16 protein-coding genes and 2 tRNA genes are annotated in these 15664 nt (G+C 28.5%); 10 read left to right on the top strand and 8 right to left on the bottom strand.

Features of this window, described 5'->3' with window-relative positions:
- The first annotated feature begins 166 nt into the window (after positions 1-166).
- Positions 167-2845 (top strand): chemotaxis protein CheW, encoded by a 2679-nt coding sequence (locus J0H68_03675; protein ID MBN8827784.1) that lies wholly within the window; start codon positions 167-169, stop codon positions 2843-2845.
- Between the two features lie 4 nt (positions 2846-2849).
- On the top strand, positions 2850-3326 hold the full coding sequence (locus J0H68_03670) for a chemotaxis protein CheW (protein ID MBN8827783.1): 477 nt from the start codon (positions 2850-2852) through the stop codon (positions 3324-3326).
- 21 nt (positions 3327-3347) lie between these two features.
- Here J0H68_03670 and J0H68_03665 read toward each other — a convergent pair whose 3' ends face one another.
- Positions 3348-5060 carry a cation:proton antiporter gene (locus J0H68_03665; GenBank protein MBN8827782.1) on the bottom strand — a complete coding sequence of 571 codons (1713 nt, stop codon included), beginning with the start codon at positions 5058-5060 and terminating at the stop codon, positions 3348-3350.
- A gap of 60 nt (positions 5061-5120) precedes the next feature.
- Here J0H68_03665 and J0H68_03660 point away from each other — a divergent pair, with 60 nt between their 5' ends.
- From J0H68_03660 to J0H68_03630, 7 genes are all read left to right on the top strand, one after another.
- On the top strand, positions 5121-5855 hold the full coding sequence (locus tag J0H68_03660) for an SDR family oxidoreductase (GenBank protein ID MBN8827781.1): 735 nt from the start codon (positions 5121-5123) through the stop codon (positions 5853-5855).
- Positions 5856-5879: 24 nt separating this feature from the next.
- Positions 5880-6509 (top strand): DUF2608 domain-containing protein, encoded by a 630-nt coding sequence (locus J0H68_03655; GenBank protein ID MBN8827780.1) that lies wholly within the window; start codon positions 5880-5882, stop codon positions 6507-6509.
- Positions 6510-6589: 80 nt separating this feature from the next.
- Positions 6590-6666 (top strand) — tRNA-His (locus J0H68_03650).
- A gap of 62 nt (positions 6667-6728) precedes the next feature.
- Positions 6729-8108, top strand: coding sequence for a phosphomannomutase/phosphoglucomutase (locus J0H68_03645; GenBank protein ID MBN8827779.1), 1380 nt, complete (start codon positions 6729-6731; stop codon positions 8106-8108).
- Positions 8109-8293: 185 nt separating this feature from the next.
- On the top strand, positions 8294-8707 hold the full coding sequence (locus J0H68_03640) for a hypothetical protein (protein ID MBN8827778.1): 414 nt from the start codon (positions 8294-8296) through the stop codon (positions 8705-8707).
- Positions 8708-8738: 31 nt separating this feature from the next.
- Positions 8739-9161, top strand: a complete 423-nt coding sequence (locus J0H68_03635; protein ID MBN8827777.1) for a hypothetical protein — start codon at positions 8739-8741, stop codon at positions 9159-9161.
- Between the two features lie 71 nt (positions 9162-9232).
- Positions 9233-9571 (top strand): hypothetical protein, encoded by a 339-nt coding sequence (locus J0H68_03630; protein MBN8827776.1) that lies wholly within the window; start codon positions 9233-9235, stop codon positions 9569-9571.
- Positions 9572-9591: 20 nt separating this feature from the next.
- Here J0H68_03630 and J0H68_03625 read toward each other — a convergent pair whose 3' ends face one another.
- The 6 genes from J0H68_03625 to J0H68_03600 all read right to left on the bottom strand — a co-directional run bounded on the left by J0H68_03625 (position 9592) and on the right by J0H68_03600 (position 13153).
- Entirely contained in the window at positions 9592-10338 is a 747-nt protein-coding gene (locus J0H68_03625; GenBank protein MBN8827775.1) for a hypothetical protein, read from the bottom strand.
- Positions 10339-10340: 2 nt separating this feature from the next.
- Positions 10341-10868, bottom strand: coding sequence for an inorganic diphosphatase (gene ppa, locus J0H68_03620; GenBank protein ID MBN8827774.1), 528 nt, complete (start codon positions 10866-10868; stop codon positions 10341-10343).
- A 35-nt stretch (positions 10869-10903) separates the two neighbouring features.
- Positions 10904-10980: transfer RNA gene (locus J0H68_03615), tRNA-Arg, on the bottom strand.
- 119 nt (positions 10981-11099) lie between these two features.
- The gene (locus J0H68_03610) at positions 11100-11567 is read right to left on the bottom strand and encodes an NUDIX domain-containing protein (protein MBN8827773.1); all 468 of its coding nucleotides are present in this window, start codon (positions 11565-11567) and stop codon (positions 11100-11102) included.
- 11 nt (positions 11568-11578) lie between these two features.
- Entirely contained in the window at positions 11579-12811 is a 1233-nt protein-coding gene (locus tag J0H68_03605; protein MBN8827772.1) for an MFS transporter, read from the bottom strand.
- 45 nt (positions 12812-12856) lie between these two features.
- Positions 12857-13153 carry an accessory factor UbiK family protein gene (locus J0H68_03600; GenBank protein MBN8827771.1) on the bottom strand — a complete coding sequence of 99 codons (297 nt, stop codon included), beginning with the start codon at positions 13151-13153 and terminating at the stop codon, positions 12857-12859.
- 66 nt (positions 13154-13219) lie between these two features.
- On the opposite strand from J0H68_03600, the gene J0H68_03595 reads away from it, so the two are divergent.
- The gene (locus J0H68_03595) at positions 13220-14038 is read left to right on the top strand and encodes a prolipoprotein diacylglyceryl transferase (GenBank protein ID MBN8827770.1); all 819 of its coding nucleotides are present in this window, start codon (positions 13220-13222) and stop codon (positions 14036-14038) included.
- Here the strand turns inward: J0H68_03595 and J0H68_03590 are convergent.
- Positions 14033-15592, bottom strand: a complete 1560-nt coding sequence (locus tag J0H68_03590; GenBank protein ID MBN8827769.1) for a hypothetical protein — start codon at positions 15590-15592, stop codon at positions 14033-14035. The genes J0H68_03595 and J0H68_03590 overlap by 6 nt on opposite strands.
- Between the last annotated feature and the right edge of the window lie 72 nt (positions 15593-15664).

Genomic DNA, 15664 nt, shown 5'->3' with positions numbered 1-15664 from the left:
TAAAAAACTCGATGGTTATTAAAGAGAATTTAAATAAGATATAAGGGAAATATTTAATAAATAGGTTAGTTTCCAAAACCCATTGATTTATAAAGTAAAAAAGTTTAATATAAATAAGTTAATATAATAACTTTTTTGAAATGTATAGTTAATTTAGGGTAGTATAATGGATGAGCTATTAAGCGATTTCATAAATGAAACAAAGCAATCTTTATCTAACTTAGATGCAAAACTAGATAAATTAAAACACCACCTAAATGATCAAGAAGCTTTAGAAAGCATTTTTCATATAATGCAAACTATAAAAAGTAGTTGTGGTCTTTTAGGTCTCGGTAAACTTGAATCTTTATCTCATAGTGTTGAAAGTACTTTAATTAAAATTAAGGAAGGTAAAATTAAATCTTCACAAAATGCTATAATTTTAATTTTTGAAGCTATTGATTTAACCAAGGAAATTTTAAATCAATTAAGTATAAATGGTATTGAACCAGAGATAAATATTTCAGATGTAATGACCAAAATAGAGCAATTACATTCCAATGAAAATGTTAAAATTGAAAACTTAGAAATTACCGAAAAATCATCTCAAGAAAAAAATGAATCTATAAAGGGAAGTGAATCTGAGTTTAAAAATATTTTAAATGATATGGAAAAGTTAATAACCCTTTCTCCTGAGCAAGGAAGAAGTAGAGGTAAATTGCTTTTTGAAAATGAGAAAGCGAAAATGGCAAATTTGTCGCAGGTGAAATTTCCTAATGAAATTAATAGTCAAAAGATATTAGATAAAGAAATTGATTGTAAACCTTCTATAACAAACTCAACTGTTCAGGTAAATATTGAGATATTAGAAAAATTAATGCACGTAGTAAGTGAATTAGTAGTAACGCGTAATCAATTATTACAAATTTTAAAGGATGATGGAAATAATAATTTCGCTGGTTCGTTACATAGACTAAATCTTCTTACTTCAGAATTACAAGAAAAAATAATAAAGACTAGAATGCAGCCTATCGGAAATGCACTGCGTCAATTACCAAAATTTATAAAAGATTTTGGTAAAGAGTTAGGAAAAAAAGTGGATCTTAAGATTATTGATTCAGAAATAGAATTAGATAGAGAATTAATAAAGCTTATTAAAGAGCCTTTAACGCATTTAGTTAGAAATATAATTATTAATGGAATTGAGTTTCCAGAAGACAGAGTTCAATTCGGTAAGCCAGAGATAAGTATTATTACAATAAAATCTTACCATCAAGGTGGTTTTATTATTATTGAAATATCAGACGATGGAAAAGGAGTACTAACTCAAGATATCAAAGATAAATTAATAAAGCAAAATATCGTCTCAGAAGAAGAATTAGATAAGCTTAGTAATAATCAAATTTATCAATACATATTTCAAACTCGATTTTCAAATGTAGACGAATCTAAATCTAGTATTGGAATGGATTTAATAAAAGATAATATAGAAAAAATTAACGGAACCATAGAATTAAGATCTAAAGAAGGAAAGGGGTCAACTTTTATTATTAAAATACCGCTAAGGCTTACTATAATGCCAGTTTTAGTAGTAGAAATAAATAATAATAAATTTGGTATTCCTCAAATAAATATTATTGAAGTAATAAAAGTAACTAATAATCCACTTTATAAAATTGAACATATAGATAATAAATTAATATTAAAATTAAGGCGTTCAACTTTACCTTTAATATCATTAAAAGAAATATTATATCCAATAGAAAAAAAAGAGGTGTTTGATTCTACAAAACCTTATGATGTTATAATATGTGAGGTGGGGTCATTCAAATATGGAATACTTGTTGATAAAATACATAATATAGAAGAAATAGTAGTTAAACCAGTTTCACAAGCGCTAAAAACAATCGAGATTTATTCTGGAACAACTTTCTTGGGTGATAATAGCATTATAATGATACTTGATCCTGGAGGTATTTTAAAATTACTGTCAAAAACTATAAGTAATTTTGATGATACATTTGTTAAAGACATAAATTATAATAGAGTAACTGAACCAAGTGCTAAATTTCTTATATTTAAAGCAGGTGATGAAAAATTCAAGGCAGTTCCTTTAGATCTAATCTCTCGACTTGAGGAATTTAATGTAAATCAAATAGAAATTATTTTAGGTAAAAATGTAGTTAAATATCAAAATAATTTAATGCATATAGTAACTGTTAATAATTCTTATAAACTAAAAGCAGAAGGAAAAGAACAGGCAATAGTTTTTATAGATAAGGATAAAATATTAGGACTTGTAGTAGAAGATGTATTAGATATTATTGAAACTAAAGTAGAATATATAGAGTCAAATAATAAACCAGAATCTATCGGTTCGATTATAATTAATGACAATATTGTTGAAATAATTGATTTAAAATATTTATTTAAAGAAGCCTTTAATCTAACAGAAAGCGAATTAGTAAATTTCAATAATATAGGTAATATAACGGGCACAGTGCTATTGATTGATAATAGCCCATTTTTTAAAAAATTTATTCCTCCAACTATTTCTAAAACTGGAAAAGAGGTTTTAGTAGCTGAAAACGTTGAACATGCTATTAAAATATTAGAAAGCGATAAAAAAATAGATGTAATTATTGCAGATATAAATTTACCAATTATTAACGGGGTAGAATTTGCAAAAATTTGTAAAAATAATATAAATTTTGAGCACATCCCTATCATAGCTCTTTCTAGTAATAGCGATGAAAATTTAGCTAATAAATTTCATGAATTAGGCTTCACATCTATAGTTAACAAAACTAGTTACGATGAATTGATTATTGCTATTAATAAAGCGTTATTACATATATCAGGGTAATCATATGAAACAATATTTGTGTAAAGAAAAGGAAAAAGAAGATTTTTTAACTATAGAGATAAATGGAAGTATTTTTGCTATTTCTTTATCTATGGTTAAAGATATAATTTTTCTACATAACCTTACAAAAGTACCGTTAGCTCCAGCAGAAGTATTAGGGCTCATAAATTTGAATGGTCAAATAATGCCAGTACTTGATATTACCTCAAAGTTAAATATGCAAAAAGTCAATTCATATAATCAAAAAATGAGCGTAGTAATTGAATCGCAACAGGAAATATATAGCTTATTAGTAGATTCAGTAGGAGATATAATATCAATACCAAAAGGTCATATTATGAATGATCCAGCAAATTTTTCTATAAAATTACAAGAAGTGGTAACAGGTGTCTATGCTTTTGAAGAAAAAATAATTACCATTCTTAATATCGAAAAATTATTTAAAAAAATAATTGCGGCAAATGATGTAAAGAATTTTTAAATGATAATTGATTTTCTATAATCAATCTTCAGCTTCTTTAGCATATTCATAATTACCCGCACGAAACTTGTTTTTAATACGGCTAACTTCGAATTCGCTAAACCCAATAGATTTAAGTACTGCACCACCAAGTTGCAAACCAGTTTCATAAGTTTCAGGCACAACGGTGCTTGCCCCAGTTTTAATAAGTTTTTCTTCAAGTTTTAAATCTTCTGATCTTACAATAATTGGAACTTGTGGATATTTTTCACGAATTATTCTTAATGATTTGTTTAATGTAACATCATTTTTAATTGTAATAATTACAGATTGTGCACGAGCAATACCTAAAGTTTCGAGCATTTGTAATTGCCCTGAATCACCTTGATAAACTGGAAAACCGTCTTTTCTACCTTCCGACACTACTTGTTCATCAATATCGGTTGCTAAATAATGAACTGATTCTGCTTCAAGAAGACGCGCTACCATTTTACCAACTCTACCAAAACCTACAATAATAACATGATTTTCAAGATCATCAGTTTCCATTTGGATTTCACGTAAATTCATTTGTGCTTTTTTATCAACTTTACTATATATCCAATTACCGATAACCGATAAAAGTGGTGTAAGAGCCATAGTTGTTGTCACAACCATCATAAGAGTTTGAGACATCTCGGAATTAATAATTCCTTTATCCTGGGCAAGTTTAAATAAAATGAAAGCAAATTCACCGCCTTGGCTTAAAAGTAAACCTGCATGAATTGCTACCCCAATGCTAAATCTAAATATTAGAGATAGAACCACAATAACTGTAGCTTTAATAGTAATTAAACATAAAGAAAGGAGAAGGATTTTTTTAAAATTAAAAGAAATAAAATCAATATCCATTTTCATGCCAACAGTCATGAAAAATAGACCTAAGAATAATCCTTTAAATGGAGCAATACTTTCTTCAGCTTGATGTTGATATTCTGTTTCTGCCACAAGTAACCCAGCGGCGAATGCTCCAAGCGCAAGAGATAACCCTAAATGTTCGGTTATAAATGCTGAGGCAAGAGCAATAAGAATAGTTGTTGCAACAAATATTTCATTATTTTTAGCAACGTTTTCAGTACTAATTACATTAAACAGTGGTCTTAAAAGAAGTCTACCTACAGTAAATATTCCAATAAGCGCAATAATTGCTCTTGAGAAAGCTTGTACTATTGATGCGGCAAAATTTGAATGTCCGCCTTCAGCAATAAGAGGCACAAGTACTAAGAGAGGTACTACCACAAAATCTTGCATAAGAAGGGTGGATAAAGCAAGTCTACCAACCTGAGTAGATTGAGTTCTATCTTCAGCTATAACTTGTAATACTATTGCGGTAGAAGACATTGCAAGAGCACCTGCAACGATAAATGAAGTTCCACCATTAAATTTAAATAATGATAAAAGTCCTACAGTAATTAATGTTGTTATAATGATTTGTGCAGAACCAAAGCCAAAAACATGCAAGCGCATAGCTTTTAAACGTGAAAAGGTAAGTTCAAGTCCAATAGCGAATAATAAAAATACTATTCCTATCTCACCAAATACCATTGTTTGTTTTGGATCAACTAAAGCAAGCCCAGAGGGCCCAAGTGCAGAACCGGCAACAAAATAACCAAGTACTGGACTAAGTTTTAAATGTCTAAAAGTTGCTACTACAAAAACTGCTGCTGCGAGCAAGTATAAAACGTTTGGAAGAAATTCTAAATTAAGTTCGGGCATATAGACTTTTTAAAAATTAACTGCTATCAATTTAAACAAATACAAATACATTATAATATTATGAATAAAAATTTTCAAAACATTTGTTTTATAACCGGAGTAACCAGTAAACTAGGAACATACCTAGTCGAACATTTTGTAAACTTAAATTACTATATAATAGGTACTTATAACTTAAATGATTCACAAGCTCAAGAAATATTAAATAAATATCAAAACATTCTTTTGATTAAAACTGATCAAAATAATGTTAAGGAATTCACAAATAATTGTTTAGATGCTTTTAAAATCCACGGGTTTCCCAAAATTATTATTAATAATGCAGCAGTTTTTATAAATGATAATTTTAATAATTTTACTTTAGAAAATTTTGATTACACACTTAATGTAAATCTTAAATCATGCATCTATTTAATTAGTAAAGTAAAGGATTTTCAAGAAAATTTTATAGTAATAAATCTTTTAGATTATTTTGATAATAAGCTACCAACGAGAAATTTCTTTTCATATGGAATAAGTAAATCATTACTATTCTCTCTCACTAAATCTTTAGCAGTAACACTTGCACCAAATGTAAGAATTAATGGAGTGGCTTTAGGCCCAGTTATAAGACACGAAAACCAAGATTTATCTAAATTTAATGATTTTGCTATTGATAATTTACTTAAAGTAAAGCTTGAAGTTAATGAAATAATAGCTACTATTGACCTGCTTGTTAACAATCATTCTCTTACAGGGGAAGTGATTCATTTGGACGGTGGAAGGAATTTAATGAAAAATAATGATTATTTTTAACTGAAGCAATATATTGAACTAATTATGATAAAAATTAATGAATATTCTCAGCTAATTGATTTTATTTCAAATACTGATATCTTAATATTAGATATTGATGATACGGTTTTCAGTACATTTGGATATGGGAGCATCAAATGGTTTACTGAAAATGTAAAATTTGATGTAGAAACTAAAAATATTTCAAGAATTGAAGCGGTTCAATATTATATGCCTCTTTGGGAAGAAGCTCAGCATTCAATTGAGGTTATGCTCACAGATCCATTATTACCACAATTAATAGATGATTTAAAGGAAAAGGGAACTAAAATATTGGGGCTTACTGCACGAAGGCATAACCATGCAGAAGTTACCTTAAAGCAATTAGATCAAGTTCAAATTAAATTTGATAACTTTTTAAATTTTACTTATGATTCATCAAAGCTTTTATACCCAGTAGAACATGTGGAAGGTATAGTTTTTTGCAGTGAATATAATACTAAAGGAGAGGTATTAAAAGAAGTATTGAAACAAAATTTACAATATGCATTTAAAAAATTATTATTTGTAGATGATTTAGAATATAATATCGATTCAGTAAAAAAACATTTAAACAATTTTGATATAGAATTCCACGGGTTTCATTTTACAAAACTTAATAATTATTCAAAATAATTATCTTCAGTTAATTTTTGTTTAAATTTGACTTGACTCTAGACATTGAAATCATATAATTGGAACCTAATAAAATTATGGCGGGCGTAGCTCAGTTGGTTAGAGCGCCAGGTTGTGGTTCTGGAGGTCGCGAGTTCGATTCTCGTCGCTCGCCCCATTAATTTTTGTTTAATTCTTAGGTCTTGGGGATTTGTGCTAAATAGTCAGTACGGTCATTATATTAATCCCACTGTTTTCCGTGAATACGATATACGTGGTATTGTCGGTGAAACTTTATTCGCGCAAGATGCTTACTATATAGGTAAGGCTTTTGCTTCTTATGTAATCGAAAATAGCAATGTAAGACAAATTTATATAGGATATGATGGTAGACTTAGTTCTCCTACATTAGTTAAAGAACTTATAGATGGCCTTACCCAACTAGGAATAGATGTAATAGAAATTGGACTTTGTCCTACTCCAATGCTTTATTATGCTACACAAACAGGCGATGCTCCGCATGGAATTATGGTGACAGGTTCTCATAATCAACCAGATTTTAATGGTTTTAAATTTGTTTTTAATCAAAAGCCTTTTTATGGCGAAAGTATTGTAAAAATTAACGAAGTTATTAAAAGCGGTAGTTTTAATAAGCTAGCTAAGCCAGGACAACGTAAATATGATTCTCAAACTTTTGATAATTATATAACCAACCTTTATAGTTCAGTAAGTTTTGGCAATAAAATTATTAAAGTAGTATGGGATACATCAAATGGAGCAGGGGGGCCTGTAGTTGAAACTATTACTGCAATTCTACCTGGTACTCATTTTGTTATTAATGGACGTGTCGATGGATTATTTCCAGGACATGACCCAGATCCTACAGTTAAAAAAAATCTAAAGCAATTAATTGATTTTGTATTGAAAGAAGAATGTGATATTGGAATTGCGCTTGATGGTGATGCTGATAGGGTGATTGCTGTTGATAATTTAGGTAGGCAAATACCGGGGGATCAATTAGTGCTTTTATTTGCGGAGCAAATTATTAAAAAGCATAAAAACGCTAGTATTATAATGGATATTAAGTCAAGTCAGGTAGTTTTTGATCGTGTTAAAGAACTTGGCGGTGTACCTTTAATGTGGAAAACTGGACATTCTCATATTAAGTCAAAAATGAAAGAAATTGGCTCCAAATTTGGTGGAGAAGTTAGTGGTCATATTTTCTTTGCTGATAGATATTATGGTTTTGACGATGGTATATATGCAGCATTAAGATTAATCGAACTTATATCGCAACATAATACCTTATCTGAAATGGTAGATACAATACCTGAAAGTTTCATTACGCCTGAAGTTAGAATCGAGTGTAGTGATGAACGTAAATTTGGTGTAATCGAAGAAATAAAAGAAAGGTTAAATAAGCAAGCTGCCCAGTATAATGATATTGACGGTCTTAGAGTTGAATGCGAAGACGGATGGTGGTTATTAAGAGTTTCTAATACTCAGCCTGCATTGGTTCTCAGATTTGAATCCTATACAAAGGAAGGATTAAAGCGTATTCATGAAGTGATTAAACAGCAATTAGCATTAAGTAATGTTACAATAACTATCGCCTTCTAAAAACATATAAATTTTACTTACCTCTTATTTTTATACTTTATCTCTGAATATGTACAGAAATTAACTTTAAGGCTGCTATATATATTCAAATTTTAAAATAATTATAGATTCATACTTAAATAATCTTTTATCTTAAAATTACTAATATATAATTTTAATGTAGATTATTAGTTGAGAGTGTAAAGATGACAAAATATAATTTAAATTCAAGTTCCTTTTTTAATATTATTGAGAATAGTAAAAATCAGAATGTTAATATGGTTTATGAAGGTACTGTTCATAGAATTACTGACCAAAATGGAAAACATTTTTTACTAACCTGTAAAATGGGAATCGATGAAAATATTCCATTAGTAGGTGATGAAAGAGATGGTTTTGAAGATGAGAAATATATTATTAAATCAGAATTTAAAGATCATATGAAAATTACTAATAAAGGCGTAGTTTTCTGTGAATATTTTTATAAAGAAAATGATTTTGATGATTCACATGTTTTAGAAATGATAACTAAAATTAATTCTCAAACTGAGGAAGCTAATTTTATGGAAGGATGTAAACAACTAGCTTTAACTTTTATTTCAGATTGGACTTTTGAGTAAAGTAATAATACGATTATTTGAGAATAAAAAAATGAATAAATATAGCATTCAAGCAACTCATGCATTTGTGCCTTTAGATAATGAAAATAATGAAGTCAATCAAATTGGAAGTGTATATGTTATTACTGACCAAAATGATAAAAGAATGTTTGTAGCTATTAGAAATAGCGTTGATCCTAGGTTAGAAGTAGTTGGAGATAAAAGAGAAGGATTTGATGACATTAAATACACTATAGAATCAAATTATAAAAATCACATGGCAGTTAGCAATAATGGGAAATTATATTCAGAATATTATTTCCTTGATGAAAATTTTGATGATTCAAATATTTATGAATTATTTAATGAAGTAAATTCTCAAATACTTGATGGAAGCTTTTTGCAAGAGCCAAAAGAAATGAATATAGTTTGTTTGGTTAACTCTCCACAAGAATATATTTTTAATAATGAGTAAAATTTCGATGTGCTTGACTTGTAATTTAAAAGCTATATTTTAATATAAAGTTAACTTTTATACTGTAAATCATGAGAAATCTAATTATTGCAGCATTTATAATAGCGTTTGCTTGTATACTTAGCACATATTTTGAAGGACTTGGAGCCTTTATAGGGTTATCTATTGGACAGGCTAAATTTGATGTAAATTATCTTAGAAATATTAAGGGTATTGAGTTATTAGCTAATATGAAAGACCCTAAGCATTTAGAAAAGAGATTTGTAGAATCATATTCTAAACAAGTAGGTGATGCAACAGGTGGTTTAGGAGCCTTAATCGGCGGGGTTATAGGGTATAAAGTAGCTCGAGCTATTATTGATCCTATTTTACCACCAGAAAATAAAAAAACGATGGAAGTAAGGATTTAATATAACTTATAAATAGTTTTTTAGGAATCAAGATTGCTTGAATCAGTTTGTAATTGATCGTTAACAGTAGTTCTATCATCAAATACAAAGCATTTACCTTTCCAAAGCTTGTTTTGGTTCTTAGTTTCTTCTAGGTATTTTAAGATTCCGCCTTTCAAATGGTAAACTTCATCATGACCAAGTTGCTTTAAATATGCTGTTGATTTTTCGCAGCGAATACCGCCTGTGCAAAACATAGCTACTTTTTTATCTTTAAATTTTTCTTTATTCTTCTTTAACCATTCAGCAAATTCGGTAAATTTATTTATATGGGGATTGACTGAGTTAATAAAATGACCTTCCTCAAACTCATATTCATTACGAGTGTCAATAACCACGTTATTTTCATCTTTAATGAAGTCTTCCCACTCTTGAGATGTAAGATATTTTCCTTTTTTGCCATTAACATCAACATCTTGAGCGAAAGTTACAATTTCTTTTCTAATTTTTACTTTAGTTTTGCTAAAAGGAAGAAAATCAGATTTTGATTCTTTATAATGTATTTCATCTAAATCAAATTTTAATTCAGATGTTAAATATGCTTTTACAATATCAATGTTTTCTCTTGATCCTGTAATTGTTGAATTTAAACCTTCTGTTGCAAGTAAAATTGTACCCTTAACATTATTAGATTTTAATAAATTGAGCAGGTCTTCACGAAGTTTATTTAAATCACCTAAATCGGCAAATGTGTAAAAAGATGCAACTATAACTTGTTTACTTTCCATATTTAACCTTTATGGTTTTTTACGCCTTGTTCAATAATTTTCTTAGCTTCATTTTCATCATGCCATTCTTTTACCTTTACCCACTTACCTTTTTCCAGATCTTTATAATGTTCAAAGAAGTGTTTAATTTGACTAATAAGTATTTCCGGGAGATCTTTGTATGATTTTACATTATCGTAAAATTTGTCAAGTTTAGCTACCGGTACAGCTAAAATTTTCTCATCAAGTCCAGATTCATCTTCCATAATTAAAACGCCAATTGGGCGAACTTTAATAACTGCTCCTGGCATAATCGAAATTTGTGTATGAACTAGTACATCGACTGGGTCGCCATCGGCCGAAAGGGTATTTGGAATAAAACCATAATTACATGGGTAATGCATAGGGGTTTGAACAAAACGATCAACAAAAAGTGCTCCGCTTTCTTTATCGAATTCATATTTTATTGGAGCTGAATTTTGAGAAATTTCAATAATAACATTAAATTCTTCTGGAATTTTTTCACCTGCGCTGATCTTAGAAATGTCCATGCCGAAAACCTTACTTAATTTAAATATGGGGGAAATGGCGCGCTCTAGAGGATTCGAACCTCTGACCTACAGATTAGAAGTCTGTTGCTCTATCCAGCTGAGCTAAGAGCGCGTGTTATTCTTAACAGAGGGCATTGTAACAAAAAAAATATATTTGGCAATAACTAAATTAGAAAATAAGGCTTTTAAATAAGGAATAAACTGGAATAGCTAACACTAAAAGTTTAAATATTATTCTATAACACTATATAAAGTTGAATTATGATTGTGCTCAAGTAATTCTGGTATAAGGGTTATAAGCTTGGAAGGTAATAACCTTATATTATTTAATTCATTTAAATTAATCCATTTAAAATTTACATGTGATTCTATTTGTGGAAGTAATGATTTAAAATGCATTTCTTTAGAATTAACTTTAAAAAGAAAGTTATATTCATGATTATGGCACACTTTTACACTACTAATCGGATTAAAATAGTGTTCAAATACGCCTAAAAATTTTTCAATAGTAAATTCAAAACCAGTTTCTTCTTTTAACTCACGAATAACGCTTGTTTCAACACTTTCACCATGCTCAACGTGACCACCTGGTAAATAATAGTAAATATCATTTTGAGGTCTTCGTGGGTCAAAACAAACAAGTAAGTGGTTATTACTTGTAATTATAGCTCTTGTTATAATATGTATACTATCCATCATATTTCAGCCTACTAATTTTGTTTATTTCTTTTCATTGCAATAATCCCAACAGAGCCAATAATCATAAGCACAGGAATTACGCTTAAAGCAATTTTAAAGTATTCAAGTGAAAAATTGCTGTTATTACTTTCGCCATTTTTAAAACTAAAATCAATAATAAACCCAATAGTCTGATGAATAATTAATCCAAATGACATAACAATTGAATTGGTTAATGCGGCAGTTAATGCTGCATGGTTTTTATTTGTAAGTGTATCATTAATACTAAATATAAGTACTTGGGAACCTGAGGAAATTCCAATAAAAAGGCAAATAACGAAAGCTGCAATAAATGTAAGTTTAATTGGAAGTAAAAATATTCCAAAGCAAATTACCATTATTATTCCTGAAAAAAAGGTAGTTATGTAATAATTAGAGAATTTTTCTGCAAATAAAACAAGGAATGGTCCGCCTAAAGCAAGTCCTAAATAAATCATTGAAACTGCAAGAGAAGCATCATGTTTATCAAAACCATAATTACTTACTAAATATTTAACCCCCCAGGCATCAGCAAATCCTTCGGTAGAGCCCATCATAAAACCACCAAACAATGCTACTAAAACTATATTTTTATTAGAGAAAACTTCTTTTATATCCTTTAGGATATCTCTAAATTTAATATCATTTTTTTCCTCAATATTTTTTCTTATAAAAATGGAGCTAAGTAATGCGATTACAATACCAAATGTAGTAAATATGGCAAAAATTTCATGCCAACCAAATTCTTGCATAAGAATTGAAACTGGTTTACCACCATAAATGGCCCCTAAAAAACCTGCAGTAAAAGTTAGAGAAATTAAAATACTATATTTACTCTTTGGAAAATAAAGGCTTATAACTTTAGCCCCTCCTAAAAAGCCTGCAGTTGCCCCAATACCCATAAGCATTCTTGCAAAAACTGCTAAATGAAAATTATCGGTAATACTAAAAAGATATGCACCGAATGTATACGTTAAAATAAGAGATGAGAGAACTATTCCTGGGTTAAATCTATCAAGTAATAAACCGGTTGGGATTTGCATTAATGAATATGTTACATAAAACATTGATGAAAAGAGAGCGAATTGGCTAGCATTAATTTTAAAATGTAACATTAAGTCATCAATTAGTAATGCTGGAGAGTTACGTAAAATAAACTGATATGCAAAAAAAAACAATGGAATTAACCAAATAGCATAAGGTTTAATCTTACTATTTAAAAACATATATTTCTCCGGGGTTATTTATAGAATAAAACCTATAATAGGGTTTTATGAGCTGATGTGATTATCTTCTTCTATCTCAATATTGTTTGAAACGCTTAAAGCATTGCACTTTTCTTCTAAAATTTTAATTTGTGCTTCAAGTTCTTTTTGTTTTTGAAGGGCTTGTGTTAGAGCTTCGCGAAGTAAATCAAGTTCTTCACGTTTAACAAAATCCATTTTTCTTAGAATTGCTTCCATGTTATGCTTAAAGCCTTCCTCAACATGTTTGGCTGAACCTGCCATAGTATTGAAGGCACTTGCTGTAAGTTTTTGTAATTCTTCAAAAAAGTTATTGCTAGACATGCTTTTTTTATATAAAAAACTAATTTTAATTGTTACTATTAGTTATAGTATAAGAGAATCATTAATATGACAACAGTTTTTTTCCATAATATTAATCCTATTTTATTTAATATAGGTCCGTTAAGCGTTACTTATTACGGTATTGCTTATGCCTTAGGAGCCTTAATAGGTTTATGGTATATTAAAAAGCTTAATATAAAACTTCATCTCGCTACTGAAAAAGATTTAGACGATTTATTAGTTTATGCGATTTTAGGGATTATTATAGGGGGACGTTTAGGATATGTTTTGGTTTATAAACCAATGGAATATTTTAGCGAGCCTATAAAAATTATGAAAACATGGGAAGGTGGAATGTCTTTTCATGGCGGTCTTATAGGTGTAGTGGTAGCAATGTATCTTTACTGCCGCAAATATAAAATAAAGTTATTATCTTTAAGTGATATAGTAGCACCTGCAGTGCCAATTGGCTTATTTCTAGGAAGAATTGCTAATTTTATTAATGGCGAGCTTTATGGGAAAGTTACTAATGGCGCATGGGGTGTAGTATTTCCAGATGGTGGAAATATTCCCAGACATCCAAGTCAACTTTATCAAGCATTTTTTGAAGGTGTAATTTTATTTTCTGTGCTTAACTATTTATTTTTAAAAACAAAATTATATGAAAAAAGAGGTTTTGTTTCTGGAACCTTTTTAGCTATGTATGGGTTCTTTAGAGTAATAATGGAAGTATTTAGAGAGCCGGATGAACATATTGGTTATATTATTTCTCATTTTACAATGGGTCAATTATTATCAATGCCAATGATTGCTATTGGTATGTTTATTATGACTCGTGCTCTACGTAATGAATTTGGAATTAACACTCCAACGCCAGGGTTATAATATAATACAATTTTTTCCATTTGAATATTTTGAACTTAATTCATGATTTTGTTTTAATGAATCATTTTCAAACCCCTGTCGGAATTCAGGATGTTCTGAAGCTACTAAATGTGGAACAATATGCATAAAAAAGATATCAGACGACAAAGGTGAAGTAATTTCATCATTAGAAGACTTATCATATGAAGTTAATTTAGAAATAACAGTACCGGTATATTTCATTAGTTTATTGTTAAATAAGCAATTAATTATTATATTAAATGGATTAAAATAATTAAAGTTTTTCTGTTTAGGTATTATTCTGGTTCTATCTTCATCTAGGGCATTATATCCATTTTTACATATTCCCTTAACAATAGGGTAGAGGGTGCAAAAAAAAGAAAAGTTATTTAAAACAGAATTTACAGAATCATAAATAAAAATAGTTCTTAAATTATCATAAAGTTTATCTTTATGATAAGAAAAGGTTTTGTTAAAAATTGATAGGAAACGACTCGTATAATTAGTTAAAAAAAATCTACGTTTATGATAAAGTGAAACTATTGAAACATTTGAAGGAAAAAATTTTTTTTGAAAACCTTTATCTCTCCATTTTTCAATATTTTTATAGATTAAGCTATTCAATAAATCTTGATTTAAAATCTTTTGACCGTTAACTTCTTGACTATCATGCATATTTTTGAAATATAATAAGTATCCATAAGCTAGAGCTTCAAAATTACTGAAGTTTATTTGATCTTCACTCTTTATAACTTCTTGTGTTAAATCATTTTCATATCCTAGTAATTTTTGTTTATCACGATTACGATATATAGAAATCGGTTTTTTTGAAGAGTAATGTGGGTTATAATAAATGTTTATTTGCTCAATATTATTATATTTAATAAGATTTTTAATAGAATCTTCAAAACTTTCATCAAAACAATATATTTCTATATTACGTATAACTTTATTTATTTTTAAAACATTAACCAAAGAGGGAATTATATATTTTTCATCGCATGAAAAAGGATATAAACGATAATGTGTAATTGATAAGGAATTTTTTATTATTAATTCTACTAAATTTGATGTAGATCTCTCAAATTCTAGATCGATAGCTTTAATATTATTAGTATCCTTCAAGGTGGAAATAATTTTATCTTTAGCTTTAAAATCTAAATAAGCATATTTTATATCAATTTTAAGGTAGTAAATGGAATTATTATTTATTAATGCTGAGATTAAATCAGCGGTTTGATTATTAGAATAATTAACTTGAGGAATATGAAGGCTTAAAATAATTTTATTTTTAAAGGTTTTAAGAAACGATTTGCATTCTTCGTCATCAAGATCACCTAAATTAAAATCAATTTCTAAATAAGTGATAGTTTTTTTCGAGCTTAAAAAATCTGATAGTTCTTTAAAAGGAATGTTTATTACTTTATCCCCTTCTTCCTTTAATTTATATACCGCATGTAAATTAGTATTATAGGTTTTAACTAATTTTATTTCGTGGATATTATCTAAATTATAATTTTCTATATGAAAGGAAGTATATTCTGATTTTTTCATATATCGCTCCTAATTCAAGATTAATAGCGTCTAGTAAATAGACTGATTGTTAATCTTTTGTCTCTTTAGGTC

Source organism: Sphingobacteriia bacterium (genome assembly GCA_017304685.1).
GTDB lineage: Bacteria > Pseudomonadota > Alphaproteobacteria > Rickettsiales > 33-17 > JAFKLR01.
The sequence above is the reverse complement of the archived record's forward strand: the minus strand, read 5'-3'. Positions and strand labels throughout refer to the sequence as shown.